Origin of the sequence: uncultured Microbacterium sp. (assembly GCF_964244775.1) — a bacterium.
In the GTDB taxonomy this organism is placed as follows: domain Bacteria; phylum Actinomycetota; class Actinomycetes; order Actinomycetales; family Microbacteriaceae; genus Microbacterium.
Genome location: NZ_CAXTJR010000002.1, coordinates 71,493 through 96,946, shown reverse-complemented (window position 1 = coordinate 96,946; position 25,454 = coordinate 71,493). Strand labels below are relative to the sequence as shown.

The following is a 25,454-nucleotide window of genomic DNA, read 5'->3' as shown; positions in this document are numbered from 1 at the left end:
GCGCTACGCCGTGCCTTCTCGCCGGTACCCTGGGGTGCACGATGGCCGTCTACACGAAGCATCCGGTCTCCGCCCCGCCGGCCGCACCGGTCCGCGAGAAGACCGGCCATTTGCTGCTGCGCGGGTGGTGCGTCTTCGTGCTCTTCCTCGCCTTCACCGGGGCCGCGTGGGTCGACGCCGTCGGCGCGACCTTCGCATCGATCATCGCCGTCGCGGCCGGCGCGCTCTCGGTCGGTCTGTGGTTCGCGGTGCGGCCGTACGTCGAGTGGCGGCGCCTCCCGGTCTTTCCGATCGCCTACCTCCTGTGGGCGGCGCTCTGCATCATCTGGTCGACCTCGGTCGCGGCATCCGCTCTGAGCTGGGTCATGTTGGCGGTGACGATGCTGCAGGCCGGGTTCGTCGCGAGCGTGCTGACGTGGCGCGAACTCGTGCGTGCCGTCGCCTCGGCCCTCAAATGGGCGATCGGCCTGTCGCTCGTCTTCGAACTGGCGGTCGCGATCTTCGTGCAGGGGCCGCTCACGTCGGGGCTCGCTCCGGGCACGGGCGCCGCGTGGTCGAGCGGCGAGCTCTTCGCCGGCGGGCGCATCCAGGGCATTTTCGGCGACTCGAACCTCCTCGCCGTCATGGCGCTCATCGCGATCATCGTGTTCGCCATCCGGATCGCGTACGGCGCCGGGCGCATCCAACTCGGCATCTGGATCGCCGTGTCTGCCTACCTCCTGGTGCGCGCGCAGTCCGGCGCCGCCTACGTCGCCGCGGCGGCCGTCACCGTCGTCCTCATCACCGTCCTCCTCATGCGCCGCGCGAAGCGGCCGGGCGAGCGCACGCGGTACTACATCGGGTACGTCGTGGTCGCCGCCGCAGGGGTGGCCGCGGTCTGGATCTGGCACGACGCGATCTTCACCGCCCTCGAGCGGGCCAGCGACAACGTCTGGGTCGACGTCTCCTCACGCCTCGGGGTGACCGGGGCGATCCTGCTCACCCTCAGCTACCTGGTCTTCGTCTGGCGCGCGTGGTTCTTCGCCGTCGACCGGCCGCGCTGGGATCTGCGGGCGGATCGCCCGTACTCGTCGCTCACCCTGCTCCCGTCGCTCCTGGCCACCGTGCTGCTCGTGCAGGGCGTCGCGCAGTCGGGGCCGCTGCTGCTGTGGGGGTGGATGTTCCTCGTCATGTTCGCGTTCAAGATCATTCAGGCGCCCCACATCGGGTTCGGCCCCGCCGAGCAGAGCATCGCGATCGAGCGCGGCGAGCTCAACCCGTCGGCGTAGCCGCTCAGGGGTCGCCAAGGGCCGCCGCGATAGGATGCTGAGGCCATGCCGCCTGCAGCCGACATCTCCGAGTCCTCCCCACCATTCGATCCCGCCACCGCTTTCGATCCGAGCTCCGCTTTCGATCCCAGCACTGCGACGATCGCGATCGTCACCTACAACCGCTCCGCGCTTCTGACCAAGCTGCTGGAGAGCCTGATCGTGATGGATCCCCAGCCCGGGCACGTCGTCATCGTCGACAACGCGTCCACCGACGACACCACAGCCCTCGTCGAGTCGTACCGCGACAAGCTCGGCATCGACCTCGTCTACCAGCGCCTCGACACGAACACCGGTGGCTCGGGCGGCTTCAGCGAGGGCATGCGCATCGCGTACGAAATCGGCTCCGAGTGGATCTGGGTCATGGACGACGACGTCGAGGTCATCACCGACGGCCTCGCGCGCATGGGCGACTGGGCACCGCGGTTCCGCAGCATCCAGGGCCGCCGCTTCGACTACGACGGCAGCGAGTTCTACTGGCAGTACCGCCTGTCGATCCCGTTCGGCATCCCGATCCCGTTCGCTCCCGCCGGCTTCGACTCGTCGAACTACCGCGAGATGAATTCGGGATGCTTCGAGGGCATGTTCATCCATCGCGACATCGTGCGGCAGATCGGCCTGCCCGACCCGCGCTTCTTCATCTACTGGGACGACTCGATCTACGGCTGGCTCGCCTCGCTGAAGACGACCGCCGTGATCGTCAACGAGTTCGTGCTGCGCCGCACCCGCGAGATCAAGCAGTGGGACATGGGCATCCGGCATCTGAACGCCTCGAGCAACGCGTACCGGTACTTCATCATGCGCAACCGCGGCTTCATGAAGCACTACTTTCGTTCGCAGGGCGCCTACCGGCCCGTGCGCTTCGCCCTGGGCACGCTGCTCACGTTCACCAAGGAGCTCATCCGCCTCGTGCTGGTCGAGCGCACCGTGCGCGGCACCTCGAATCTTTTCCGTGGGCTTCGTGATGCCCGTCGGATCGACCACGACGCGCTGTGGCGGCCGATGCCGGTGCTGGCGGGCTGATCAAGGAGAACCCAGTGCCCTACATCCTTCAGAACGTCGTCTTCCCGCTCGAGCGAGACCCCGACCTCCTCCCGCTGTACGCCGACCCCGAGACGTGGTCGGTCATCGACGAGCAGCCCGTCCGGGTGTCGAGTCGAGCTCATCTGGGCAACATCCTCGGCCGACGGCGAGCTCGAGTCGTCGCTGGTCGCCGCGTGTCATTCGGCACGTACTTCAACGCGTTCCCCGCGTCGTACTGGCAGCATTGGACGACGGTCAGAGACCTTCGACTCACAGTCCGCACGACCGGATCCGCGACCATTCTTGTCTATCGGTCCAATGGGAGCGGAACGCAACAGCGCATCGAGAGCCGAGAAGTCGGGGGTTCGGCGGAGTCCACGTTCGAACTCACACTCGGACAGTACAGCGACGGCGGCTGGATCTGGTTCGACATCGTCGCCGATGAGAGCCACGCCGTGTTCGAGGGTGCGGAGTGGTGGACCGAGCAGGCCCCAGTCCGCACGGGCAAGGCCTCATTGGGAATCACGACGTACAACAAGCCCGACTATTGCGTCGGTACGCTGAAGAGCCTCGCAGACGATCCCGGCCTGCTGGAACTGGTGGACCGCATCTTCGTCATCGACCAGGGAACGGAACGCGTCGAGGACGAACCCGACTACCCGCGTGTCGCGGGTGCTCTCGGGGAGACCCTCCAGATCGTCACTCAGCCCAACCTCGGCGGGTCCGGGGGGTTCTCCCGCGCCATGGCAGAGACGTTGGAGCGGCCAGAGAGCGGGTTCGTGCAGCTGCTGGACGATGACGTTCGGATCGAACCGGAGTCTGTCAGGCGTTCGATCCTCTTCGGTCAGTACGCCGCGATCCCCACGCTTGTCGGCGCTCACATGTTCGATCTTCTCGATCGTCCGAAGCTTCACGCTTGGGCTGAGGTCGTAGACGACGCCCCGTTCATGTGGCGGACCCTGGCGCAGGAGGAGATGCCGCACGACTTCAGCGTGGCGAATCTCCGTCAGACCAAGACGCTTCACATGCGGTTGGACGCCGACTACAACGGGTGGTGGATGTGCCTGATCCCTGTGGAGGTCATCCGCGAGATCGGCCTGTCGCTCCCCGCGTTCATCAAGTGGGATGACGCGGAGTTCTGCCTTCGCGCACGCGATGCGGGGTACCCCACCGTCTCAGTTCCGGGTGTCGCGCTGTGGCATGTCTCCTGGGTGGGCAAGGACGATTCGATCGATTGGCAGGCTTACTTCCACGCGCGGAATCGAATCGTAGCGGCACTCCTGCATTCGAACTCGTCGAGAGGGGGGACACTTCCCCGGCACAGCAGACGACTCGACCTGAAGCATCTGATGATGATGCAGTACTACCCCGTCGCGCTGCGCCATCAGGCTATTCGCGACGTCCTGTCGGGTCCAGATCACATGCGACGCAACATCCGCACAGCCATGCCCGAGTCACGTGCCCTCGCAGCGGGGTTTCCCGAGACGAAGGTCCATCGTGAGACGGGGGTCCCGTTGCAGTCGCGCCGAGGGCGCCAGATTTTCAAACGCCTGCGGAAGCACACGTTCGACAGCCCCACAGGACTGCGCCTGCGCTGGTTCACCCTCTCGACTCTCGTGGCCCACTGGTTGCACGAGCCGAGACCGGAAAATGTGCGGCAGCCCGAGGTCGAGTTCGGCAAAGGCGATGCGCACTGGTGGCGTGTGCCGCTGTTCGACAGTGCGCTGGTGAGCGCCGCGGACGGCTCCGGGAAGAACGTCTACACCCGTGATCGCAAGACCTACCGGCGAATGCTGATCGATTCGCTGCGATTGCATCGTCGTCTGGTGCGCGAGTGGCCCGAGCTGTCGCGGCGGTACCGTGCCGCGCTCCCCGAGATCACTTCGGTCGCATCGTGGCGGCGGATCTTCGACGCCGAGTCGTGAGCCCGCGTCCCGTGGGGGATAGTCTGCCTCGCTCCTACGCGAGCTGGTTGTTCCACATCGAGAGCGCCGAACCGATCGCCATGTGCATGTCGAGGTACTGATAGGTGCCGAGCCGTCCACCGAAGAAGACGTCCCGCTCCCCCTTCGCCAATTCGCGGTACGCCAGCAGCCCAGCCCTGTCCTGCGCAGTGTTCACCGGGTAGTAGGGCTCGTCGTCGCGATCAGCGAAACGGGAGTACTCGCGCATGACGACCGTCTTGTCTCGCGGGTATCGGTCGGCGCGCTCGGGGTGGAAATGCTTGAACTCGTGAATACGCGTGTAGGGCACCTCGGCATCCGCGTAGTTCATGACCGGCGTGCCTTGGAAGTCCCCGACCGGAACGACTTCCTGCTCGAAGTCGAGTGTTCGCCACGACAGCGCGCCCTCCGCGTCGTCGAAGTACCGGTCGATGGGCCCGGTGTAGACGATCGGCACCTGACCGACCGTCGCCGCCTTATTCAACGGCTGCGCGTCGTCGAAGAAATCGGTGCCCAGCTTGACCTCGATGCCGGGGTGGTCTGCCATCCGCTCGATCCAGGCTGTGTACCCGTCAGTGGGCAGCCCCTCCCACGTGTCGTTGAAGTAGCGATTGTCGTAGTTGTAACGGACGGGCAAGCGGCTGATGACCTCCGCCGGGAGGTCTTTGGGATCGGTCTGCCACTGCTTGGCGGTGTAGTCGCGGATGAATGCCTCGTAGAGTGGCCGCCCGATCAGGGCGATTCCCTTCTCCTCGAGGTTCGCAGCATCTTTGACGTCGAACTCGCCCGCCAGCTCCTGGATGAGCGCCTTTGCTTCGTCGGGTGAATACCCCGCCTGGAAGAACTGGTTGATTGTGCCGAGATTGATCGGCAGCGGAAATACGACGCCTCGGTGGTTCGTGTACACGCGGTGCACGTAGTTCGTGAAGGTCGTGAAGCGGTTGACGTACTCCCAGACCGTGGGGTTGGAGGTGTGGAAGAGGTGCGCGCCGTAGCGATGCACCTCGATTCCCGTCTCGGGTTCGTCTTCGCTGTAGGCGTTCCCACCGATATGGTGACGCCTGTCGATGACGGTGACCCTGCGTCCGGACGCGGCGGCGCGCTCCGCAATAGTGAGGCCGAAGAAGCCCGAACCGACGATGAGCAGATCCATGCAGTGCGCTTTCGATGTGTGACGGGTCAGATGGCGATCGGCGATTCGCCGCTCGCGGCCCTCACGGGAGGGAGGTGCCTTCGTTCACAGCTTCTCCTCGTCGACGTGCTTGTCGTCGAGACGATGCTGAAGCGCGTCGAGTCGCCGATTCGTCCGCTCGACCTCGGCGCGAACAATGGCCGCCTCTTCGGCCAGACGCCGGATCTCGCCCTCGGCCTGGGACAGCTCCCAGGACAGGTGGAGCGCGACCCCGAGCAGAAGGACGATCGCCAGCGCGAAAAGGAGGTTGGCCGGCACCTGCACACCCAGCGAGTTGGTGAGCCAGAGCAGCAGCTGCGGGAAGAGCCCCAGCACGAGGACGACGACGCCGATCACGAGCCACATGACGGCATACTTCTCACGCAAGGTGCGAGTCAGGAGCATCCGGATCACGATCACGAGAATGATCAGCGCGAGAACGATGCCGCCGATGACGATCATGATGCCACCTCCTCTGTCCCGTGATTCCGACACGGACGCGTGCGACGACGGGTCACTGCCAGGCTCAATGCGAAGACTGCGCGCGTGAGATAGACCATGGCACCGACTGTTCCCTGAGTCGACGTGCCGTGCATGCGCTCACGCATCGCGACCGGGACCTGTGTCACTGTCAGGCCCGCGTGACACGCGGCCACGAGGGAATCGAGGGTGTCGCCGAAATACTCTGCCGGGTAGTAACGCACATATTGCGCGATCGCTCGAGGGCCGGCGGCACGAAACCCACTGGTCGCGTCCGTCAGGCGCGTTTTGGCCACCCGTGAGAGAACCCGTGCGAGGAAGATCATGGCCCAGCGTCGCGGCCCGCGCACCTCGTAGTCGCCGACGTCGGCGAAGCGGGCGCCGATCGAGATATCGGCAACATCGAGTCCCGCGAGGACGCGGTCGATGTCGGCCGGATTGTGCTGACCGTCCGCGTCGACCTGGATCGCGCGACGATAGCCGAGACGTTGCGCATACGTGAAGCCGGTGCGCATCGCTCCACCGACGCCGAGATTGAAAGGGAGTCGGACCACGGTGGCCCCCGCGTCGCTCGCGACAGCCGCGGTGTCGTCGGTCGAACCGTCGTCGACGACGACGACGTCATAGCCTGGTCGAGCGCTGAGGATCTCAGTGACGGTGTGACCCACGTTGCGTGACTCATTCCATGCGGGGACGATGATCAGGACGCGATCGGACGAGTCGGTCATAGCACGCCCATCATACCGGGGGACCTTCCAGCGACCCGTTCACTCACGGCGTGCAGCCCGTCACCTCGTAGAGGCGTGCGTCGCCGACACTGTCCACCAGACGTACGGCGTCCGAGTGATCGAGGCCGCGCAGGCCGGGGTAGACATGATCGCCGCCGTGGACCTCTCGCGTGCCGAAATCGAGCACAAATCCCACATCGAGGTCGGCGACTGCCTCACACACAGGATCGCCGGGCCTGGCGTCTGCGAGGCCATCGTTGATCGTCTCGATGTCGTCGGAGAGCGTCATCTGCACGTGAGGCATGAGGGTCTTGCGACCCGACAGAGCGTAGGCCACCGATGTACCCGTCCAGGGGCTACCGGCGATCGCTTCCCCTTCGGGAACATGGCTGTCGATACGAGCGATGAGTGCAGCTTCATCTCTCGAGAGAAGCGGAGAGTCCGGCGTGAGCGCATAGGCACCCGATATCGCGGCCTGCGCTACAGGCATCGGCGACAACGGCCCGACTTGAGTTGCCACCACCACAGTCAGCCCGACAACGGTCAGGAGCGCGGTCGTGGCCGGGCGCCGCCACCCGACGCGACGAAGTGCGCGGAGGCCGACCGATGCGGTGCAGGCGACGCCATAGGCCCCGAGGGGCACAAACGCGATGGTGAGCATGGCCGCGATTCGCGGCATGTTGTTGTACCAGGGTGCCGTGAAGATGTCTCGAAGCGGGAACTGCACTGCGGAGACGATGACAAACAGCACGCCCACGACGACGTAGATGCCCAGCGCAGCGAGTGCAGACGGCGAGCGTACGACGCAGGCCCACACGATACCGGCGACCACCACCAGCGCCACGAGCCCTGAGGCGACTCCGTACCACGGAGCGACGGTCAGCAGCTGGCGAAGCGCCTCCCCCACGCTCATCTGTGGGGGCCATCCGCGTGCCTCGGCGGGCGGGCGAAGCGCGTGCACGAGGATTACGCCGATGACGAGATAGACGACCGTCGCAGTGGCGATGCCGATGCGACCCCGTACTGATACCGTCCGAATCCAGGCGCGTACGACGAAGATCACGACGAGTGGCGCACCGAGAGCGAGCCACCCCATGAAAGCACCGGGATGCACGAGGGCGAGCCCAGGAAGCGCACCCAGGAGCGCTACCGCCCACCATCCCGCCCCCACCGCGTCGCGGCCGCGAGTCACTCGCAGGAGATGTGCGGTGATCGCGAGTGTGCCAGGTAGCAGCGCGACCCCGAACTGGAACGGATACAACACCCCGTAGTCCATGAGCAGATAGGGAAATGCGGGGATCGACGCCGTCAGAAGCGCGGCGGTGAGAGTGAGGGCCGGTGACCGTCCGAAAAGCGAACGGGTGAGGTAGATCGCGCCGAGCGGCCAGACGAGAGCCGAGACCACGGTCACGAACGCGTTGATCGCCACCGGCACGGAAGCACCTGACAACTGCGCGACCAATGCGACGAAGCCATGCCATCCGGCGGGGTAGAACGGCGCCGGCCCATCCGGGTTGGTCATATAGCCGATGTCGAAGGACGACGCCGACCCCGTATCGAGAACCCATCGGACAGCGTTCAAATGGAAGACGTTGTCGAAGGTCTGCGAGATGGCATCCGGCCCGCCCAGGATCGTGACTATGCGTGCGGTGATCAACGCAGCCCCCGCAGCGATCGCCAAGGCCAACCAGATATCGAATCGTCTCCGCGGGGGCGGCACCGGGGAAGATACCGGGAGAACCCTGCGGCAGATGAGGAGCGCCGCCAAGACCAGCGCTTCTACGCCCACAACCGCGAACGGCGACCAGCCGATTCCGATCCTGGGCAGCACGATGGACGCACCGCACACGATGGTCGTCGCGAACACCGGCGCCAAGGCGAACGGCGCGAAGCCGCGAAGTCCGAGCGCATAGGCGATGGGCACGCCGAGCACCGCGAAAAGCCCCAGCGCCACGACGGACGCCCCCGCGAACGGAACCCAACTCACAGTAGAACCCTTCAGAGCTCAGTTCCGGCGAGAGATGCAAGCTCTGCGTCGACCATCGTACGGACGAGGTCTGCGAATCCGACGCTCGGCTCCCAGCCCAGCCCTCGGAGCTTCGCCGAGTCTCCCACAAGTCGTTGCGGATCTGCCGGACGGTAGAACGCCGGGTCGATTCGCACGAAACGGCTCCAGTCGTCGATGCCGACGTGCCGAAACGCCTCCGCGACGAACTGACGAACTGAGCGTGCCTCGCCGGTGGCCACGACGTAATCGTCGCCATGGGGTTGCTCGACGATGCGAATCATCGCGTCCACATAGTCGGGCGCGTAACCCCAGTCCCGGTAGACATCGATGTTTCCCAACGCGACGTCGTCCTGCAGTCCGAGCGAGATGCGAGCCGCTGCCATGGCGATCTTGCGGGCGACGAATGTCGCCGGTCGTCGAGGTGACTCGTGGTTGTACAGAATCGCACCACTCACATGCATACCGCGCGCGCGGTAGATGGCCACCATCTCGTGCGCGAAGGACTTGGCCGCGCCGTACGGCGTCACGGGTCGGCGCGGGGTCATCTCCGTCTGAGGAATTTCCGTCGCGTCGCCGAAGATCTCGGCGCTCGAGGCCTGAAGCACGCGGACCGGCGAACCCGCGGCCGTCTGATGCCAGGCGGCATCGAGGAGGCGCACCGGCCCCAGCCCCAGAACGTCCGCGGTCTCAGCCGGGAACTCCCACGACCGTGCAACCGAGGTGTTGCCCGCCAGGTTGTAGATGTGCGTCGGCACGACATCGGCCACGAGGCGGCCGATCGCCGTCGAGTCTGCGAGATCGGCGACGTGCCCTATGACACGGGGATGCTGGTTCGCGATCCGGTCGTAGCCGTCCCTGTTATGGCACATCGCGTGCACCTCATGGCCTGCCGTCAGCAGGCGATCGACGAGGTATCCGCCGTCCTGGCCGTTGGCTCCCGTGACGAGATGGCGTTGGGCGCTCACGCAACTGCTCCGTACACGCCCAGATGCACGTCGCGGCATCGCTCCCAGGTGAACCGTCGAACCTGTTCCAGGCCACGCTTGGCCAGATCTTCCCCATCGGCGAGCGCGTGCAGAATTCCTTGGGCTATCGCCGCGGGATCCTTTGCGTCGAAGAGCACAGCAGCGTCACCGCATACCTCGGGAACGGAACCCGCATCCGTCGCGGCCACCGGGCATCCTGACGCCATGGCCTCGAGAGGTGGCAACCCGAATCCTTCATAAAGACTCGGGAAAGCGAGCACCGACGCGGAGCGATACAGCTCGCGAAGTTCGGCTCGGGGCACGAGGCCGCGCACATCGACCCATTCCGGCACATCACCCAAGGTGGATAACCCTCCGCCGGTGAGAACGAGGCGCATTCCCGGATACTCCGAGCGCACCATGTGCATCGCCTCGATCAGACGAGCATGATTCTTGTGCTTCCATCCGCGAGCCGGGTAGAGCACGAACTCCTGTCGGGGCCCCGTGAACGGCGAGAAGTCATCGGCGTCGACCCCGAGGAGGGCCACGGTGATGCGCTCGGGCGGGATCCCCAAGAGCTCGACCATCCGTGTCTTGGCGAACTCGCTGATCGTGATGACGACGTCCGCTCGCTTGGCCGCCCCTTCGTAGAACCGTCTTCGGAAAGCGAGCTCAGCCCTGCCGAACAGGTGAGGAAGGTCGAGGTGCTGAACATCGAGGAGGCTCTGGACGAAAGCCTGATCCCGGCCGGGGGGAGGGACGGGGATCGTGAAGGGGTAATGGACGACCTGTGCCGACTCGTACAACCGTGCAATGCTCCGTCTCCGAAGCGAAGCGGTCACGACAGCCCCGAGGCGCTTACGGGTGGAAGACCCCGTTCGCACCTGCGGAACGACGACTTCAGCGATCCCTTCACTGAATCCCACGGCGTTCGCGGGCACGTACGCAGTGGCGGTGACGCTGCGCACGGTGGCGAGCTGCCGGGTGAGCGCGCGAGCATAAGTCTCGCTGCCCCCCATACCGCCAGGAACGAGTGTGAGCATGGAAAGGGCGACGGATGGCGCGCTCGCCATAGTCACGCGTACTGGACGGTGTCGACGTGTCGCTGACCCTCGATCTCGAGCGCGGCGATGTCGGCGTCCACCATGATTTGCGCAAGACGGGGTGTGAGGATCTTGGGGGTCCATCCCAGCAGCTCCTGCGCCTTGGCGGGGTCGCCGATGAGGGCGTCGACCTCTGTGGGACGCAAGTACCGCTCGTCGAAACGGACGTACTTCTCCCATTCCAGCCCGACGTGCTCGAACGAGAACTGAAGGAAGTCTTTGACCGTGTAGGCGGTGTTGGTTGCCACCACGAAGTCCGTGGGCTCGTCCAGCTGCATCATCCGCCACATCGCGTCGACATACTCCGGGGCATATCCCCAGTCGCGCACGGCGTCCAGGTTGCCCATGAACAGCTCGGACTGCAGTCCCGCCTTGATGCGCGCCACAGCGCGCGTGATCTTGCGCGTGACGAAGGTCTCGCCACGGCGGGGGGACTCGTGATTGAACAGGATGCCGTTCGTGGCGAAGATGCCGTATGCCTCCCGATAGTTTCGGGTGATCCAATACGAGTACAGCTTCGCTACCCCATACGGCGAACGCGGGTAGAAGGGAGTGTCCTCGTTCTGCGGCGGCGGCGTCGCTCCGAACATCTCCGAGCTGCTGGCCTGGTAGAAGCGAGTGGTCGAGCCTGCGGCGCGAATCGCCTCGAGAAGTCGGATCGTGCCGAGCCCCGTGCTGTCGCCGGTGAACTCGGGCTCGTCGAAACTCACGCGGACATGCGACTGCGCGGCGAGGTTGTAGACCTCATGCGGCTGGATGGAGTCGATCAGCGTGACGAGACGCGACCCGTCCGTGAGATCAGCGAAATGAAGTTTCAGCGAGGCCCCGGCGGTGTGCGGATCCACGTAGATGTGGTCGATCCGGCCCGTGTTGAACGTCGACGAGCGACGGACGAGCCCGTGGACCTCGTAACCCTTCGAGAGGAGCAACTCCGCGAGATAGCTGCCGTCTTGGCCGGTGATGCCGGTGATGAGGGCGCGTTTCGATTCGGGGGGTGTCGTCATGTGAAGCTCCAGCTAGAAATGGGGACGTCGACCGCTGTCAGCGAGACACGCGGGGCGATGGCCAAGACTATCTCATGCGTCCTCGACGCCCTGTCTCAGACGCGACGAGCACGTCTCGCGCGCGCCGTCACGCGCGATGCCGCGAGCGCAGATGCCCAGCGCACCGGCAGATCCCACACCGGTGCAAAGGGACGAATCACTCGAGGAAGATGCTGGTGCTTCACCGCCTCCGATTCTGCGCTGGACCGTCGTCTGTTGGCCACGGTCAGCGATTCGGGATGCCAGCGGAAGGCGGCGACCGGTGTCCGCAAAGCGATAAATCGGCCATGCTTGCGCAGGGAGAGGAACGCGTCCAGATCCATCGCGAATCGCAATTCCTCCTTGAAGCCGCCGATGGCTTCAAGTGCGTCGAATCGGATGAGGGCCGCGGGGTTGGGAATCAGATCCGGGCCCCAGGGCAGCAGGAAGGTCGCGAGCCGACCCGCCGCGCTCACCCACAGGACTCGTCCTTGCGGATCGATGTATTCACAGCCCCCGAAGGCGACTACAGCGTCCGGATCCTGCTGCAGACGGGAACGGAGGAGGGCAAGTCCGCCCGGTCGGAAAAGGTCATCGTCGCCGATCCACGCGTAGTACCGCTCCGTTGTCCGCGCCGTCAATCCGCGGTTTATGGCCGCTGAGATGCCGGTCTTCGGGTCGTCCACGACCAGCGCGCCGAACTCCCTCGCGAGACTTCTCGCCGCTTCGGCGCCCGGGGGTGCCACGACCACAACCGTCACCTCCACGCTCGCGCGCTGCGCGTCGACCGATTCGAGGGTCTCGCGCAAGAACTCCAGACGCTCGCCGAGCGTCGGGAGCACCACCAGGATCCCGTTGTCTGCTGATTGGTCCATGTGGCTCAGCTCCGCAGTGAATCGCGGTGCCCGCGATACCAGGCGACGGTCGATTCGAGTCCGGCGCGCAATCCGATCTGCGCCGTCCAGCCCGCTTCGGCGAGCTTGGTCACGTCGAGTAGCTTCTGCGGGGTGCCATCGGGCTTCGTGGTGTCCCACTCCGTGGCGCCGGCGTAACCGACGACAGCCGCGACGAGTTCGGCGATCTCGCTGATCGTGCTGTCCTTGCCGGTTCCCACGTTCACCTGTTGCGGACCATCGAATTCGTCGAGCAGATGCAGGCACGCCGCAGCCATGTCATCGACGTGCATGAACTCACGTCGTGGCCGCCCACTGCCCCAGTTCGTCACCGACGTGGCGCCCGACTCGCGGGCTTCGTCATACCGGCGGATGAGCGCAGGAAGGACGTGCGAACCCGCCGGCGAGAAGTTGTCGCCCGGGCCGTAGAGGTTGGTCGGCATGGCCGAGATCCAGGAGAGTCCATACTGCTGGCGCACGCTCTGCACCTGCGTGATGCCGGCGATCTTCGCGACCGCATACGCGGCGTTGGTGGGCTCGAGATAGCCCGTCAGGAGACTGTCCTCGCGGATCGGCTGTGCCGCGTCCCGCGGGTAGATGCAGCTCGATCCGAGGAACAGGAGTCTCTCGACACGCTGCTCGAGCGCAGCATCCATCACATTCACCTGGAGCTGCAGGTTCTCCGTGAGAAAGTCGACCGGGTAGGTGCTGTTCGCGAGAATGCCGCCCACTTTCGCGGCGGCGAGCACGACGTAGGTCGGCTTGATCTCGCGGAAGAATGCGAATACCGCCTGGCGGTCTCGGAGGTCGAGCTCGGAGGAGGTGCGGCCGACGAGGTTGGTGAAACCCTCGGCTTCGAAGCGCCGCCAGATTGCGGACCCAGCGAGCCCGCGGTGCCCCGCGATGTAGACGGTTGCGTCTCGATCGAGTGGGGTGATGGCGTGCGTTTCAACGTCGACCATGGGTAGGCGGCTCCGTTCCTGTCGCGTCAATCCTAGAGGGCCGGCTCGATCCGGCTTCCGGAGCCTGACACCTCGGCAGCGATCACCCAAAGGTGTACCGCGAGTCCAAGAATGGGAGCGACCAGCACGGCCGTCAGCGTGCGGAGAGTCGGATCCGTGGGGACGAGAAGCAGGACTACGGTCGCGACAGCCGCGACGATCCACCCCGCAGCGTACGCCGCATGGCGCGACTCGGCGAGCAGCGCCGAGCCGGTCAACGACAAGAGAGCGACCAGGCCCGCGCTCAGTACGATGAGCGCAATCGGCCATGCCCCGACGACATAGCGACCCGACGAGATGCCCGAGATGATGGCTGGACCGATGAAGTACGCGAAGAGCATTCCGGCCGCGGTTGCCAGACTTATCAGTCCTCCATAGCGCAGCAGTCGACGCACCACCCCGCGAGTGCCTCGGAAGTCGACGATGAGATAGCTCTGCAACGCGAAGAGCGGCACGATGAGAGGCGCGCGTGTGATCGTGACGACCGAGATGAGTGTCGCGACGGCGATGGTGTCCTGCGTGCTCATCGTGATGCTGAGCACGAGGGGAAGCCCCGTCACGACGACACCCGTGGCCGCGGCCGCGGAAAGGGTGCCGAGACTATTCGTCACCAGTCGACGCCGCGGCACGTCCACGGAGAACCGGCCGATCACGGTACGTCGTGCGATGGCCCAAACGATGAGGAACGTCAAGCCGAACGGCAGCGCGACCGCCCCGCCCAGAACGACGGGCGGCGCGTTCAGCAGCAGCCCCACGGTCACGAGTACACCGCGCAGGGTGGCATCGATCACGGTGACGGCAGCGATGATCCGCCACGCCCGCAACCCGTAGAGGACGCCCGAGAACACGGCGATCAGAAGGTAGCCTGCAACTCCGACGCCGAGCCACACCGCCATGATCGCCGCGTCTCCAGCGAACGATGCAGGACCGATCAGAAACCCGATGATGACGGCCATCCCGCCCAGCACGACGATCGCCCACAGCGTGACCGTCCGGAGCATCGGGGACGACTGTGACCCCTCTGCGCTCGCGGTGGTGGCACGCGCCACTTCCTGCTGGAGGCCGCCCACCGTCCCTACCATCAGGTACAGAGTCGACCAGAAGACAGTGAAGGCGATGTATCGCGCCGGGTCGGTCAACGCAGCGGGCGCGAGAAGCTGGATGAGGTAGCCGACCAGACCCGCGACGACCGTTGCTCCCAGGATGTAGGCGAGCCCTCGCGCTCCCGACGAGGAGGAGGGGCCGCTCACCTAGGGGAATATCCGTCAGGCGGGAACATGGCGTGCTCATACTATCCGCGGCTGTCGCGGCGCCCGAAATCGCGGATGCGAGCCGACTACGATGCAACGGTGACGACCGCTATCGAGGCATCCCCCCAGACACGCAGGCGATCCCTGATCGTGGCGATCACGATTCCGGTGCTGCTCCTTATCAGCCTGGTAGCGTGGGCCTTCGCCACTCCGGTGGGTAGCTCTCCCGATGACGACTTCCACCTCCCTTCGATATGGTGCGGGCTCGGTGAACGTCCCGGGCTCTGCGAGGCGACCGGTGACCCCGACACTAGACTGGTGCCCGCGCCGCTAACGGATGCGCCGTGCTTCGCGTTCAAACCCGACGTCAGCGGCTCGTGTTGGAATCCGGGTAGGCCAGGAACAGCCGAGACCTCGAGGGTGAACCTCGGCCTGTATCCCCCGCTCTTCTACGGGACGATGTCGTTGTTCGTCGGCGACGACGTGCAGGTATCCGTCATTGTGATGCGCATCGTCAACTCCACGATCGCCGTCGGCCTGCTCTCCGCGGTATTCTTTGCGCTGCCCCGTCGATTGCGCCCGGCGCTGATCGTCTCCTCGATCGGGTCTGCCGTGCCCCTGGGTTTGTCTGTCGTCGCCTCGACCAATCCATCGTCGTGGGCATACATCTCCGCTGCCACGGTCTGGATCTGCCTGTACGGGGCGGCGATCACAACTGGACGAAGACGGTGGGCGCTCGCCGGGCTCGCCGTCTTCGGGGCGATCCTGGGGGCTGGATCGCGGGCGGATGCCGCGGCGTACGCCGTGCTGGCGGTGCTGATCGCCGCTGTGCTGGGCGCCCGATTGGGTCGATCGCTTCTCGCCCCGGCTGTCGCCGCCATCGCGGTCGTCATCGTGTCGATCGGACTGTACCTGTCAGCAAGCCAGAGCGGAGCCGTTGTAACCGGACTGGCTCCGGACAACCCGCCGCTGACGATCGACCAGCACATCAGCAACTTCCTCAACGTCCCCGCCCTCCTCGCCGGGGCATTGGGCGGCTGGGGGCTGGGCTGGCTCGACACCTATATGCCCGCCGTGGTGTCCACGCTGTCAATGGCCGTGGCCGCTGGCGCGGTGTTCCTCGGCATCAGGAGACTGTCCGTGCGGCGGGGCATCGCCTTCGGCATCGCGCTCGTCGCGATGTACCTCGTGCCCTTCGTCCTCCTGGTGCAGTCGCGGGCCGTGATCGGTACACAGGTCCAGCCGCGCTACATCCTTCCGCTGATCATCATCTTCCTGGGAGTCGCCTCCGCTGCGCCCGGCATGGACAACCTGTGGCGCGGGCCGCGCATCGTGGCCGGTGGCGTTGCACTCACAGTGGCCTTTGTGGTGGCCCTACACGTGGACATCCGGCGCTACACCACGGGTGTGGATGACCCAGCCGTCAATCCGGGTGCCCGAGCAGAGTGGTGGTGGACCGGGTTCCCGCATCCGGGTGTGGTGTGGATTGTAGGATCGGTATCATTCGCCGCGGCATTCGTTCTTCTGGCACTCGTGCTGCACCGTCGGCGTCCCCTCCTAGACTCAGAACGTGAAACGACGTCTGCGTGAACTCTGGCGTCGCGCCCGGAGGTCCTTTCTCGTGGGATCGCTGATCGCAGCGATTGATCGCCTGTGGTGGGCCGAGATCATCCGAAGGGCAGACATCGTCGACCTGGACTTCGTCGGCCTGCAGACAGGGCATCGCAGTGCAAGTGCGGCGATACGCGCGTATGTCCGAGGTGGGCATCGTCGCGGACTCGGGCTGAATCCGCTCTTCCTCGAACGGCTCGTCGCCTCGCAGCTGTCCGAAGCAGATCGCGTGCCCGCTCTCTACGCCTACCTCGTGAACGACGTGCGCACCGTGCACACGAGTACAAGTTGGGATGCCCCGTGGTATGCCACTCATCACCCCGAATCGCTTGCCGCACGCGGCGGCCCCCTCGGACACGCCTGGCGCGCCGCGCGCGACGGCGTCGAAATCGAACTTGGATTCGGACCTAGACGGCGGTCCATACGCTGGAGAGAGGTGCATCGTCATCTGGCAGGCGGACTGACGCGGCGCGCCAGGGTCCCCTCGGTTCCCGCCCTCGTCGGCGCCACCTCCGTCGCCATCTGTCGGATCGGACTCCGGGAGCCCGACGCGGCGAGCGCGATCCGGCTCGCCGTCGCGCTCGCTACGGGTGAGGGCCATCGCACGCTGCTAGCACTGGCCGACACAGACGCGGGCGAATGGGCGGATGCGCTGCTGTTGGAGCTCTGGCTCGACGGGACCTCGGTAATCAGAGACGCCCCGGATGTCGCAGACCGAGTGGAGTCCGTTCTTCCGATCGGGTGCCTTATCACGGTGAGAGGCCGTGACGCTGAGATCTCCGCTGAAGAGCTGCGCGCGGTGGCCCGTGCAGCCGTGGCCTCTACCGCTGCACCACTGTGGCTGGACCTAGACGGGAGTGTAACTGCGGCAGGCCTAGTTTCTCACGAGGGTCGCGCCTTCGGGTTGCTCGCGGGGCATCCGGTCGAAGACGCGCTCCGGCTGGCTGGCCCCATCGTGACGGCAGGCGCAGCCGGAGACACCTTCGTGCGCCCTGCCGGCGCTCGGAGGTCGCCCGGTGTCACTGTGATCGATGCGATCGTGCGGGCCCCCCGATCACCTTTGGGTGGGGTTTCCGACTGGCCGGACGACGACATCGATGGCATCCTCGCCCCTGCAGGGCTGCAGGTGAGAGCGTGGACGGACGACGGGCCGCTGTTCTCGCGGGTCGACGTGGCCGGCGCGCCCCCAGCGCGGCGCTGGGCCATCAAGATCGTCGCGCCTGCAGGGCGACCGGGCGAGGCATGGGGCGACACTCACTTCGCGCGCGGCGTGGCAGATGCGCTGCGCCGGCTCGGCCAGGAAGTGGTCATCGATTCGTATTCCGCACGGAATCGACCGAGCTCCTATCTCGACGACGTGATCCTCGCCCTCCGAGGGCCTGAACCGTTCGAGCCGCAGCCAGGGGCGCGATCCCTCGTGTGGATCATCAGCCACCCCGACCAGGTCACCGCCTCGGAGATCGGCGGCTTCGACGCCGTGCTAGCTGCCTCGCAGTCATGGTCCGAGGCCGCGACTGTGCGGTTCGGACGAGAAGTCGCTCCCCTGCTCCAGTGCACAGACACCACTCGTTTCCACCCTACGGGTGCCGCCCGGGGCGATCGCCTCGTCTTCGTCGGCACCGCCCGAGGAATCGCTCGTCCGTCGGTCGTCGAGCCGATCCGCGCCGGCATGCCCGTCGACGTGTATGGCCCCGACTGGCGCGGATACATCCCCGCGACCGCGATCCGGGCATCGGGCGTACCGAACCGCGACCTTCCCGAACTCTACGAATCCGCGCTCGCGGTGCTCAATGATCACTGGCCAGCTATGCGAGCGGAAGGATTCGTGTCGAACCGGCTTTACGACGTCGTTGCGGCGGGCGGTCGCGCCGTCAGCGATGATGTCGACGGAATCGCGGAGGTGTTCGGTGATGCCGTGCTGACATATCGCACCGTCCCGGAGCTTCTCGAGCTTCTCGGTGCCGACCTTGATGCTCGCTTTCCCGACGACAACACGCTCGCAGCCATTGCAGCGCGGGTACGCGCGGATCATTCCTTTGACGCCCGCGCACGCACGCTCGTCGACATCGTGCTCGCGCTCGACGAGCGTCAGGACGGCTGATCGACGGTTACGTCCGCCGTGGCCGTCCCCAGAGTGGGAAAGTCTGTCACGACCGTGAAGGTCGCACCGTGAGAGATCCCGTGGTCGCCCGGCTCACTCGCGCTCACCGCGTTCGCGTGCACGTGGAAGTGACCGGCGCCGAGGTGGAGATCGGCGACGCGAAAGTCGAGCTCACGCTCGCCCGAGATGGGATCGAGTCTGTGGCCGATGAGATCGGTGTTCGAAGCGAACTCTAGATGCCCCATGGGGGTATTGATGCTGAAACCCGCTGCCCACCTCTCGACCCGGTGTGACGACGCGAGGTGCAGGCGTACGATGACCGTCTCACCCGTACGAAACTGATTCCTGCTCGTTCCGGATGCGTCCAGCAGTTCGACCGAGTCGACCCGGATCGGCGCATGGGACTGATCGGCGAGGTCGACGTCGGACCGACCTTGCAACACATCGCGAAGCACACCGATCGCCCCGTCGGTCGCCCCGTCGTACACGACGGCGCCGTCACGCAGCACGATCCCACGGTCGCAGAGCTCGGCGACCTGCTGCGCCGAGTGACTCACCAGGATGATGGTGCACCCCGCAGCCCGGAACTGAGCGATCCGGTCCATGCATTTACGCTGGAATGCCTCATCGCCAACGGCGAGGACCTCATCGACGAGCAGGATGTCGGGATCGGTGTGGATCGCGACCGAGAAAGCGAGTCGAACGTACATCCCTGAGGAGTAGAACTTCACGGCGGTGTCAATAAAGTCCCGAATGCCGGAGAACTCCACGATGTCGTCGAATCGCTGGTCGATCTCAACACGGGTCAGTCCAAGGATCGAGGCATTGAGGTAAATGTTCTCCCTCCCACTCAGATCCGGGTGGAAGCCGGCCCCGAGCTCGAGCAGCGCGGCCATCCGGCCGCGGGTGCGCACAGTGCCTGCCGAGGGCGACAAGATGCCGCCAATGAGCTTCAGAAGGGTGCTCTTTCCCGATCCATTGGCCCCGAGAAGGCCCACCGTCGTACCGGCCCTGATTGAGAGGGAAACGTCGTCCACCGCCACGAAGTCCTCACGATGCGCCTTTCCGTGCCGCCCGAAGTGCACGATGCGGTCTTTGAGATTGTTGTCGCGGCGCACGCGGAACCTCTTGCGTACGCGATCTAGCACGACGATCTCTGGCCCCACCGCTGCCATCTCGCTCACAGCTCCTGCGCGAAATTGCCCTGGAGGCGCGTGAACACCCTGTGGGCCACCCAGAGCAGCACGGCGCCGACGAGGCCCGCCGCTACCATGCGCCACCCGAGCCCCGCGGGGTAATCCGATGCTGTCCCCGCGCCCCAGAAGGCCTTGTGAAAGCCGAGTACCGCGATCGTGAGAGGATTCGCGAGATACAGCTCCATGAACCAGGAAGGCAGGCCCAACCTGCTGATGACGTCGCTCACCATCGTCCACGAGTACACGATCGGCGACGCCCACATCGCGAGCATCAAGACGACCTCGGTGAGGTACTGGATATCGCGAAGGTAAACGTTCACGGCCGACAGGAGGAGGCCGACCGCGACCCCATAGAGCAGAATGAGCGCGAGTGACGGGAAGAACCACAACATCTCCACTGGCGCCGGCAGAGCTCGGAAGATCAGCGCCGCGAGGACGAGAACTCCCAGCTGTACGAGGAACATGAATCCGGCCCCGCCGATGCTCGCCAGCGGGAAGATTTCCCGCGGTAGGTAGATCTTCTTGACCAGTCCGCCGTTCGTCAGGATGGAGCCGGTCGATCCCGCGACCATGTCGTTGAAGAAGGAATACAGCGTCAGACCGGAGAACAGGTAGATCGCGAACTCGGGGATACCCTCGGCCGCCCGGAGGAACTGGCCCAGGACGATGAAGTACATCAGAAACTGGATCAGGGGCCGGATGACCGTCCAGAGGAATCCTAGGAAGCTGTCGCGATAGCGCGCCTGCAGATCTCTACGGACGAGCAACAGAAGCAGATCGCGACGGGAGAAGAGTTCGTGCAGCTTTCCTCCCGCAGCGGATACCTTCATGCCCCGAGAATCTACGGTCGCGAACGGAAGCGCCGCTATGCGCGCGTACCTCGCCGCTGTCTCCATGCTTCACCCGTGTCTGTCGGAAGGAACGATACTATCTGCAGCACACTGCGATTCAGCCGCGTCGCCATCCGCCGCGAAGCGCGCCCTTCGCTCGTCTCGCCAACAGTCGGGGTGACGTGATGAGGTCGCGCATGCGCTCCAGCCGCGCCACACGACCCGGGTGGTTATAGCGGACGTACATCCAGAAGAAGTCGGCGGCGCGTCCAGTGCCCATCCATCCTGCACGATGCAGCAACGCGATCTTCTCCCGGGGCGAGCCCGGGATCGTCGCGGACATCTCGTCCATCTTGAATTCGAGGGAGGTGTGGCTGAGTGCCGCATACTCGGCCGACAGTACTGTCCGGGTGTGGAATCCGCGCTCGGCCGCGACATACGAAGGCATGCGCTCGAGGACATGAGCCAGCCCCCCGTCCTTGTATGCGTCCGACCCGCCAAATTCCGCATAACGCCACGGATGTTCCACCAGGAGACGAAGTGCCGCCGGACGCGCTACATACATAGAACCGTAGGGCGCAAGCGGTGACACCCCGTCGATGGGAATCCGTATCCCGAGCTGGCGGGCGACGACCTCGAATCGAGGGCGGTTACCCCACCAGGCATGACCCAGAGTGCCATGACCGATATGGATCATCGGCGGATACGCGAGTCCGATGCCCTTCTCCTTTTGGAACAGCGCGAGCAGATTCGCGACATACCCCGCGTTGGGGAGGATGTTGTCCAGCTGCTGCTCTTTGAAGTGCTGGCCAACGGCATAGCCCTGCTGCGGAGTCTTCTTGGAATGGACCTTCACTACGACGTCGAATTCGTCTCCCAGGAGAAGATCACGACACGCGATGAGGAAAGCACTCTGATCGCGACCATCGTTGGACGGCAGCACCCGCACTTCCGCTTCTCGGCCAGGACGAGGGTGGGCGGCTATGATCTGCTCGATCCGCTCTGCCCGGTCTGCGTCCGGTGTCGTCACCACGAGCCGGTAGGGCCCCGGTACGAAGTCACTGCGTTCCAGTAGCTCCTGCGCCATGTCAACGTAGAACACGTGCGCAATGACGAGGATGCGCAACGGGCGATCGACGTCGTATGACTCGTCCACGTCTGACAAGATCTCCAGCATCCCGAGGTCAGTCGAGAGGTCCCTGGGGGGCGAGTTCTTCGCGAGATTTGGAAGCATGAGCTCACGCGGATAGCCAAAGCGCTCGGCGTTTGCGAGCGTCCACCTGCCGACCGCCGCATAGTGGTCCATTGAGGGCGGCCAGAAGAAGAGCGCCTTGCGCTTTATCACGGGAGAGCCGTCCTCCAGCATCTCGTCTGCATTGAAAACGGACGGGTTCTCGGAGTCGTAGCGCTCGTGACCGAACGCCGCAGCATGGGTGAAGCCCTCGCGGGCGAAGTGTGCCGTGAATTCGACCTCGTGCTTGATCACCGCGTCCGTCCAACTCGCGATGACAGGAAGATCACGCCAGTACGCCGCCCACTGCGATGAGAGGAACATCCGTCTGCGTACCGCTATCCAAAAGGACTGCAGATGGTAGGGAATCGGTGCGCCCGTCCACGAACTTTCCTGCGGGACGCTCGGGTGGTCGGTGAGTCCCCAGAAATCGACACCGCGCGCGTCCATGTCCGAAATCACAGGGCCAAACGGTCGCACCGGACCGAACCAAGTGTCGTTGGTGAGAACTAACTCGTCGAACTCCGCGATCCTCTCCCCCATGTGGGTCAGGGCAGCCTTGTGCGCCCATATGTCGAATCCAGCGTTCTCTCTGACGAGCACCTCGTCCGCGGAGGCATCCAGCCGTCGGCGCCCTTCGTCCGTGAGCAGTCCGTTGACCACGACGAGGATGTAATCCGCGTGCTCGCGCAATCGATCGAGCGCGACCGGGATGTAGTCATCTACGTCGCCGCGGCGGTCGTACACCACGTAAACGACGAGACGTCGCGATACCTCTGGCAAGGCGGACGAGGGCCCAGGTTCGATGGTCATCCTTGTGCTCCCGCAGGAGGACCGGAAAGCCGCTTGAGCGTGCGCACGGCGTTTCGCAGACGCCTGCTCAGCCCCCTGACGGGTGCGAAGACCCGCAGCACGCGCGGACGGTGGAGGCCGAGGTACATCCGCGCGAAGTCGGCCGCTCGCCCCGAGCCGAAAGGCCCCGCACGGTGGAGCAACGCTGTGTAGCCTGCGGGGTACCCATACATCGTCATCGACATATGATCGAGAGTGTATTCGAGCGATGAGTGGCTGAGTCCCGCATGCTCGGCGGTCGCGACCGTGCGCGTGTGATACCCTCTTTCGCCCGCCACATATGCGTGCAATCGGGAATGGGCGGCGGTGCGGCCGAGATCATCCGGTGGCCACTCGAGCGTCGCGAGTGGTGCGACCGCGTCAGGGCGTCCGATCCACATCCCGCCGACGGGGCCGTGGGGTGAGGCCCAGTCGAGCGGCACTTCGACTCCGAGCTGCTTCGTGAGCTTCTCGGCGACAGGCCGGAAATCCCCCCAGCCCGCCCCGAGCGTGGACATGCCGATGTGCGGCGTCGGCGGGAAGACCAAGCCGAGTCCAGGCTCGAGGTCGAACAGCCCGAGGAGGTTGGCGATATACCCCGGGGTGTGGAGCAGGTTCTCGATCTGCTGCTTCCGGAAATAGTGTTGCGTGTTTCGGACGACGCCGTCGGGTACGCCCGTGTGCACGGCGACTACCAGCTCGTATTGTCCGGATTCCAGAAGGTCCCGGCACTCAGCGAACACGGTGACGCTGTCGGGGCCATGACGTCCCGCTGCGGTCCGAACCTCGAACGTGACCGACTCGTCCTCGTCACCGGATTGCTGCCAGCACACTCGGATGTCATCCGTCCAGTCGCTCTCCGCGACCGTCGCAACTACACTCAGCCGACCCGGGATCGAGCGGATCCGGCGGAACAATTCGGTGACGCCCTCGTTTCGGGCGATGTGCGTCACCACCAGGATGCGACGATCTGTGCGCGACGGTATACGGGGATAGTCGGGGAGCACCTCGAGCATGGCCGCCGACGTGTTCAGCGTCTTCGGAGCGACCGTGCGCGAGAGAGTGCGCCACAGAAGCTCGAGGGGGAATCCTGCCTCGCCCATCACCCGAGCGATCCGGCGACCGATCACGGCGTGCTGATCGAGGAACAGCGGGTAGTTGTCGAAGGCGTTACGCACCACGGCCGGGCACCCATCGGCAATCAGCAGCTCGATGTTGAACATGTCGGGGTGATCGGAAGGATAGTCCACCTCAGGAAAAGCACTGCCGCTCCGAAAGCCTCGCGCCAAGAAGTGCGCGGTCAGATCCAGTTCCATCCGCTCCGCGCTCCATCCTGCCGGGCGACGCGGCGGCAGCGTGCGCCAGTAGTGCGCCCACTCCTGCGATCGAACGAGGCGGCTCCGCGCCGCCAGCCAGTATGGACTCAGACTGACAACTCCGTCCCTCGGCGTGTCGTCGTCCCACCGATCTCGCCGGTCCGTTATCCCCCACAGATCCAGAGAGCGTCGCTCCATTGTCTCGAAGACAGGGCCAAGAGAGTGCACAGGGCCGAACCAGCCGTCCCCGGTGAGGAGGACCTCGTCGTATTCGGTGACAGCGGATCCCACGTGCGCGAGCGCTTCGCGGTGTGCCCAGATTCCGGGATTGCCACCGCGCGCGACGATCACTTCGTCGGCGGTCGTTTCGATCGCCTGGCGCGCGGTAGCCGTCAGGTCCCCGACCGCGACCACGAGAATGCGGTCGGCGAAGGGCCGCAACGCCTTCAATGCATACAGTACGAAATCCTCTACGCCGCCACGTCGGTCATCCATGGCGTAGACGACGAGGCGACTGCCGTCGGCCGGGAAGGATGCCGGCCGTAGTTCTGGCGCGCTCATTGCGAGGCGCCGAGCCCCTGCGCCAGCGCTTTCAACAGGTAGGCCCCGTAGCCACTCTTGGCGAGAGCCGCCGCGCGGGAGCGAAGGTCTTCATCGCTGAGAAAGCCCATGCGCCACGCGACCTCTTCCGGGCACCCGATCGACAGGCCCTGTCGTCGCTCGACAGTTCTGATGAACTCCGTAGCCTCGCTAAGAGAGTCGAAAGTTCCGGTGTCCAGCCACGCCGTTCCGCGCGGCAAAATCTCGACCCGAAGGCTGCCGCGACTCAGGTACTCCTTGTTGACGTCGGTAATCTCGAGCTCCCCTCGTGGCGAAGGCTTGAGATTCTTCGCGATCTCGATCACGTCGTTGTCGTAGAAGTAGAGCCCCGGCACCGCGTAGTTGCTCTTGGGAATGGTCGGCTTCTCCTCAAATGAGACGACCCTTCCGGCATCATCGAACTCGACGACACCGTATGAACTGGGGTCGTCAACCCAATAGCCGAAGACGACGCCGCCGTCGATGTCGCTGTACTGCCGCAGACGGGTGCCCATGCCCTGGCCGTAAAAAATGTTGTCGCCCAGCACGAGCGCTACCGAATCTGAGCCGATATGCTCCTCGCCGAGGACGAATGCCTGGGCGAGGCCGTCGGGTGACGGCTGGGAAACATAGGTGATCGACACCCCGAACTGCGATCCGTCGCCGAGAAGGCGCTGAAACTGGTCGGCGTCGTGCGGCGCGGTGATGATGAGGATGTCGCGGATGCCGGCCAGGATCAGCGTCGACAGCGGGTAGTAGATCATCGGCTTGTCATAGACCGGCACGAGCTGCTTAGAGACGCCGAGCGTGATGGGATGCAGGCGTGATCCCGTGCCGCCCGCGAGAATAATGCCGCGCATTCTCC

The 25,454-nt window shown here is 65.0% G+C and carries 20 protein-coding genes; 5 read left to right on the top strand and 15 right to left on the bottom strand.

What is annotated here, in order from left to right; genetic code table 11:
* The first annotated feature begins 41 nt into the window (after nt 1-41).
* The 3 genes from ACFE6Z_RS05680 to ACFE6Z_RS05670 are packed head-to-tail and all read left to right on the top strand — an operon-like array spanning nt 42 to nt 4,255.
* Nucleotides 42-1,268: an O-antigen ligase family protein gene (locus ACFE6Z_RS05680; protein ID WP_375384742.1), complete on the top strand. Its 1,227-nt coding sequence runs from the start codon at nt 42-44 to the stop codon at nt 1,266-1,268.
* A gap of 45 nt (nt 1,269-1,313) precedes the next feature.
* Nucleotides 1,314-2,330 (top strand): glycosyltransferase, encoded by a 1,017-nt coding sequence (locus ACFE6Z_RS05675; protein WP_375384741.1) that lies wholly within the window; start codon nt 1,314-1,316, stop codon nt 2,328-2,330.
* Between the two features lie 14 nt (nt 2,331-2,344).
* The gene (locus ACFE6Z_RS05670; RefSeq protein WP_375384740.1) at nt 2,345-4,255 is read left to right on the top strand and encodes a glycosyltransferase; all 1,911 of its coding nucleotides are present in this window, start codon (nt 2,345-2,347) and stop codon (nt 4,253-4,255) included.
* A gap of 34 nt (nt 4,256-4,289) precedes the next feature.
* On the opposite strand, the gene glf is transcribed toward ACFE6Z_RS05670, so the two are convergent.
* From glf to ACFE6Z_RS05620, 10 genes are all read right to left on the bottom strand, one after another.
* Nucleotides 4,290-5,426, bottom strand: coding sequence for a UDP-galactopyranose mutase (glf, locus tag ACFE6Z_RS05665; RefSeq protein WP_375384739.1), 1,137 nt, complete (start codon nt 5,424-5,426; stop codon nt 4,290-4,292).
* A gap of 84 nt (nt 5,427-5,510) precedes the next feature.
* On the bottom strand, nt 5,511-5,906 hold the full coding sequence (locus ACFE6Z_RS05660; protein ID WP_375384738.1) for a DUF2304 family protein: 396 nt from the start codon (nt 5,904-5,906) through the stop codon (nt 5,511-5,513).
* The gene (locus tag ACFE6Z_RS05655; RefSeq protein WP_375384737.1) at nt 5,903-6,652 is read right to left on the bottom strand and encodes a glycosyltransferase family 2 protein; all 750 of its coding nucleotides are present in this window, start codon (nt 6,650-6,652) and stop codon (nt 5,903-5,905) included. Before ACFE6Z_RS05655 ends, ACFE6Z_RS05660 begins: the two co-directional genes overlap by 4 nt.
* Before the next feature lie 43 nt (nt 6,653-6,695).
* Nucleotides 6,696-8,639: a DUF6541 family protein gene (locus ACFE6Z_RS05650; RefSeq protein ID WP_375384736.1), complete on the bottom strand. Its 1,944-nt coding sequence runs from the start codon at nt 8,637-8,639 to the stop codon at nt 6,696-6,698.
* 11 nt (nt 8,640-8,650) lie between these two features.
* Complete coding sequence (locus tag ACFE6Z_RS05645; RefSeq protein WP_375384735.1) at nt 8,651-9,625, bottom strand: GDP-mannose 4,6-dehydratase; 975 nt, start codon at nt 9,623-9,625, stop codon at nt 8,651-8,653.
* Nucleotides 9,622-10,644: a glycosyltransferase family 4 protein gene (locus ACFE6Z_RS05640; protein WP_375384734.1), complete on the bottom strand. Its 1,023-nt coding sequence runs from the start codon at nt 10,642-10,644 to the stop codon at nt 9,622-9,624. The genes ACFE6Z_RS05645 and ACFE6Z_RS05640 overlap by 4 nt, the downstream gene beginning before the upstream one ends.
* A gap of 56 nt (nt 10,645-10,700) precedes the next feature.
* A complete protein-coding gene (gene gmd, locus ACFE6Z_RS05635; RefSeq protein WP_375384733.1) occupies nt 10,701-11,732 on the bottom strand; it encodes a GDP-mannose 4,6-dehydratase in 1,032 nt (343 codons plus the stop codon).
* Nucleotides 11,733-11,827: 95 nt separating this feature from the next.
* Nucleotides 11,828-12,625 carry a glycosyltransferase gene (locus ACFE6Z_RS05630; protein ID WP_375384732.1) on the bottom strand — a complete coding sequence of 266 codons (798 nt, stop codon included), beginning with the start codon at nt 12,623-12,625 and terminating at the stop codon, nt 11,828-11,830.
* 5 nt (nt 12,626-12,630) lie between these two features.
* Nucleotides 12,631-13,605: a GDP-L-fucose synthase family protein gene (locus ACFE6Z_RS05625; RefSeq protein WP_375384731.1), complete on the bottom strand. Its 975-nt coding sequence runs from the start codon at nt 13,603-13,605 to the stop codon at nt 12,631-12,633.
* Between the two features lie 32 nt (nt 13,606-13,637).
* Nucleotides 13,638-14,894: a hypothetical protein gene (locus tag ACFE6Z_RS05620; RefSeq protein ID WP_375384730.1), complete on the bottom strand. Its 1,257-nt coding sequence runs from the start codon at nt 14,892-14,894 to the stop codon at nt 13,638-13,640.
* A gap of 99 nt (nt 14,895-14,993) precedes the next feature.
* Between ACFE6Z_RS05620 and ACFE6Z_RS05615 the strand changes: the two genes are divergently transcribed.
* Both ACFE6Z_RS05615 and ACFE6Z_RS05610 read left to right on the top strand, forming a co-directional pair.
* Entirely contained in the window at nt 14,994-16,484 is a 1,491-nt protein-coding gene (locus ACFE6Z_RS05615) for a DUF2142 domain-containing protein (protein ID WP_375384729.1), read from the top strand.
* Nucleotides 16,465-18,606, top strand: a complete 2,142-nt coding sequence (locus ACFE6Z_RS05610) for a glycosyltransferase (protein WP_375384728.1) — start codon at nt 16,465-16,467, stop codon at nt 18,604-18,606. The genes ACFE6Z_RS05615 and ACFE6Z_RS05610 overlap by 20 nt, the downstream gene beginning before the upstream one ends.
* Here ACFE6Z_RS05610 and ACFE6Z_RS05605 read toward each other — a convergent pair.
* The 5 genes from ACFE6Z_RS05605 to rfbA all read right to left on the bottom strand — a co-directional run bounded on the left by ACFE6Z_RS05605 (nt 18,594) and on the right by rfbA (nt 25,449).
* Nucleotides 18,594-19,781 carry an ABC transporter ATP-binding protein gene (locus tag ACFE6Z_RS05605; protein WP_375384993.1) on the bottom strand — a complete coding sequence of 396 codons (1,188 nt, stop codon included), beginning with the start codon at nt 19,779-19,781 and terminating at the stop codon, nt 18,594-18,596. The genes ACFE6Z_RS05610 and ACFE6Z_RS05605 overlap by 13 nt on opposite strands.
* A gap of 5 nt (nt 19,782-19,786) precedes the next feature.
* The gene (locus ACFE6Z_RS05600; protein ID WP_375384727.1) at nt 19,787-20,632 is read right to left on the bottom strand and encodes an ABC transporter permease; all 846 of its coding nucleotides are present in this window, start codon (nt 20,630-20,632) and stop codon (nt 19,787-19,789) included.
* Between the two features lie 118 nt (nt 20,633-20,750).
* Nucleotides 20,751-22,526, bottom strand: coding sequence for a rhamnan synthesis F family protein (locus ACFE6Z_RS05595; RefSeq protein WP_375384726.1), 1,776 nt, complete (start codon nt 22,524-22,526; stop codon nt 20,751-20,753).
* Between the two features lie 146 nt (nt 22,527-22,672).
* Nucleotides 22,673-24,571 carry a rhamnan synthesis F family protein gene (locus tag ACFE6Z_RS05590; RefSeq protein ID WP_375384725.1) on the bottom strand — a complete coding sequence of 633 codons (1,899 nt, stop codon included), beginning with the start codon at nt 24,569-24,571 and terminating at the stop codon, nt 22,673-22,675.
* The gene (gene rfbA, locus ACFE6Z_RS05585; RefSeq protein ID WP_375384724.1) at nt 24,568-25,449 is read right to left on the bottom strand and encodes a glucose-1-phosphate thymidylyltransferase RfbA; all 882 of its coding nucleotides are present in this window, start codon (nt 25,447-25,449) and stop codon (nt 24,568-24,570) included. Before rfbA ends, ACFE6Z_RS05590 begins: the two co-directional genes overlap by 4 nt.
* Nucleotides 25,450-25,454 lie beyond the last annotated feature (5 nt).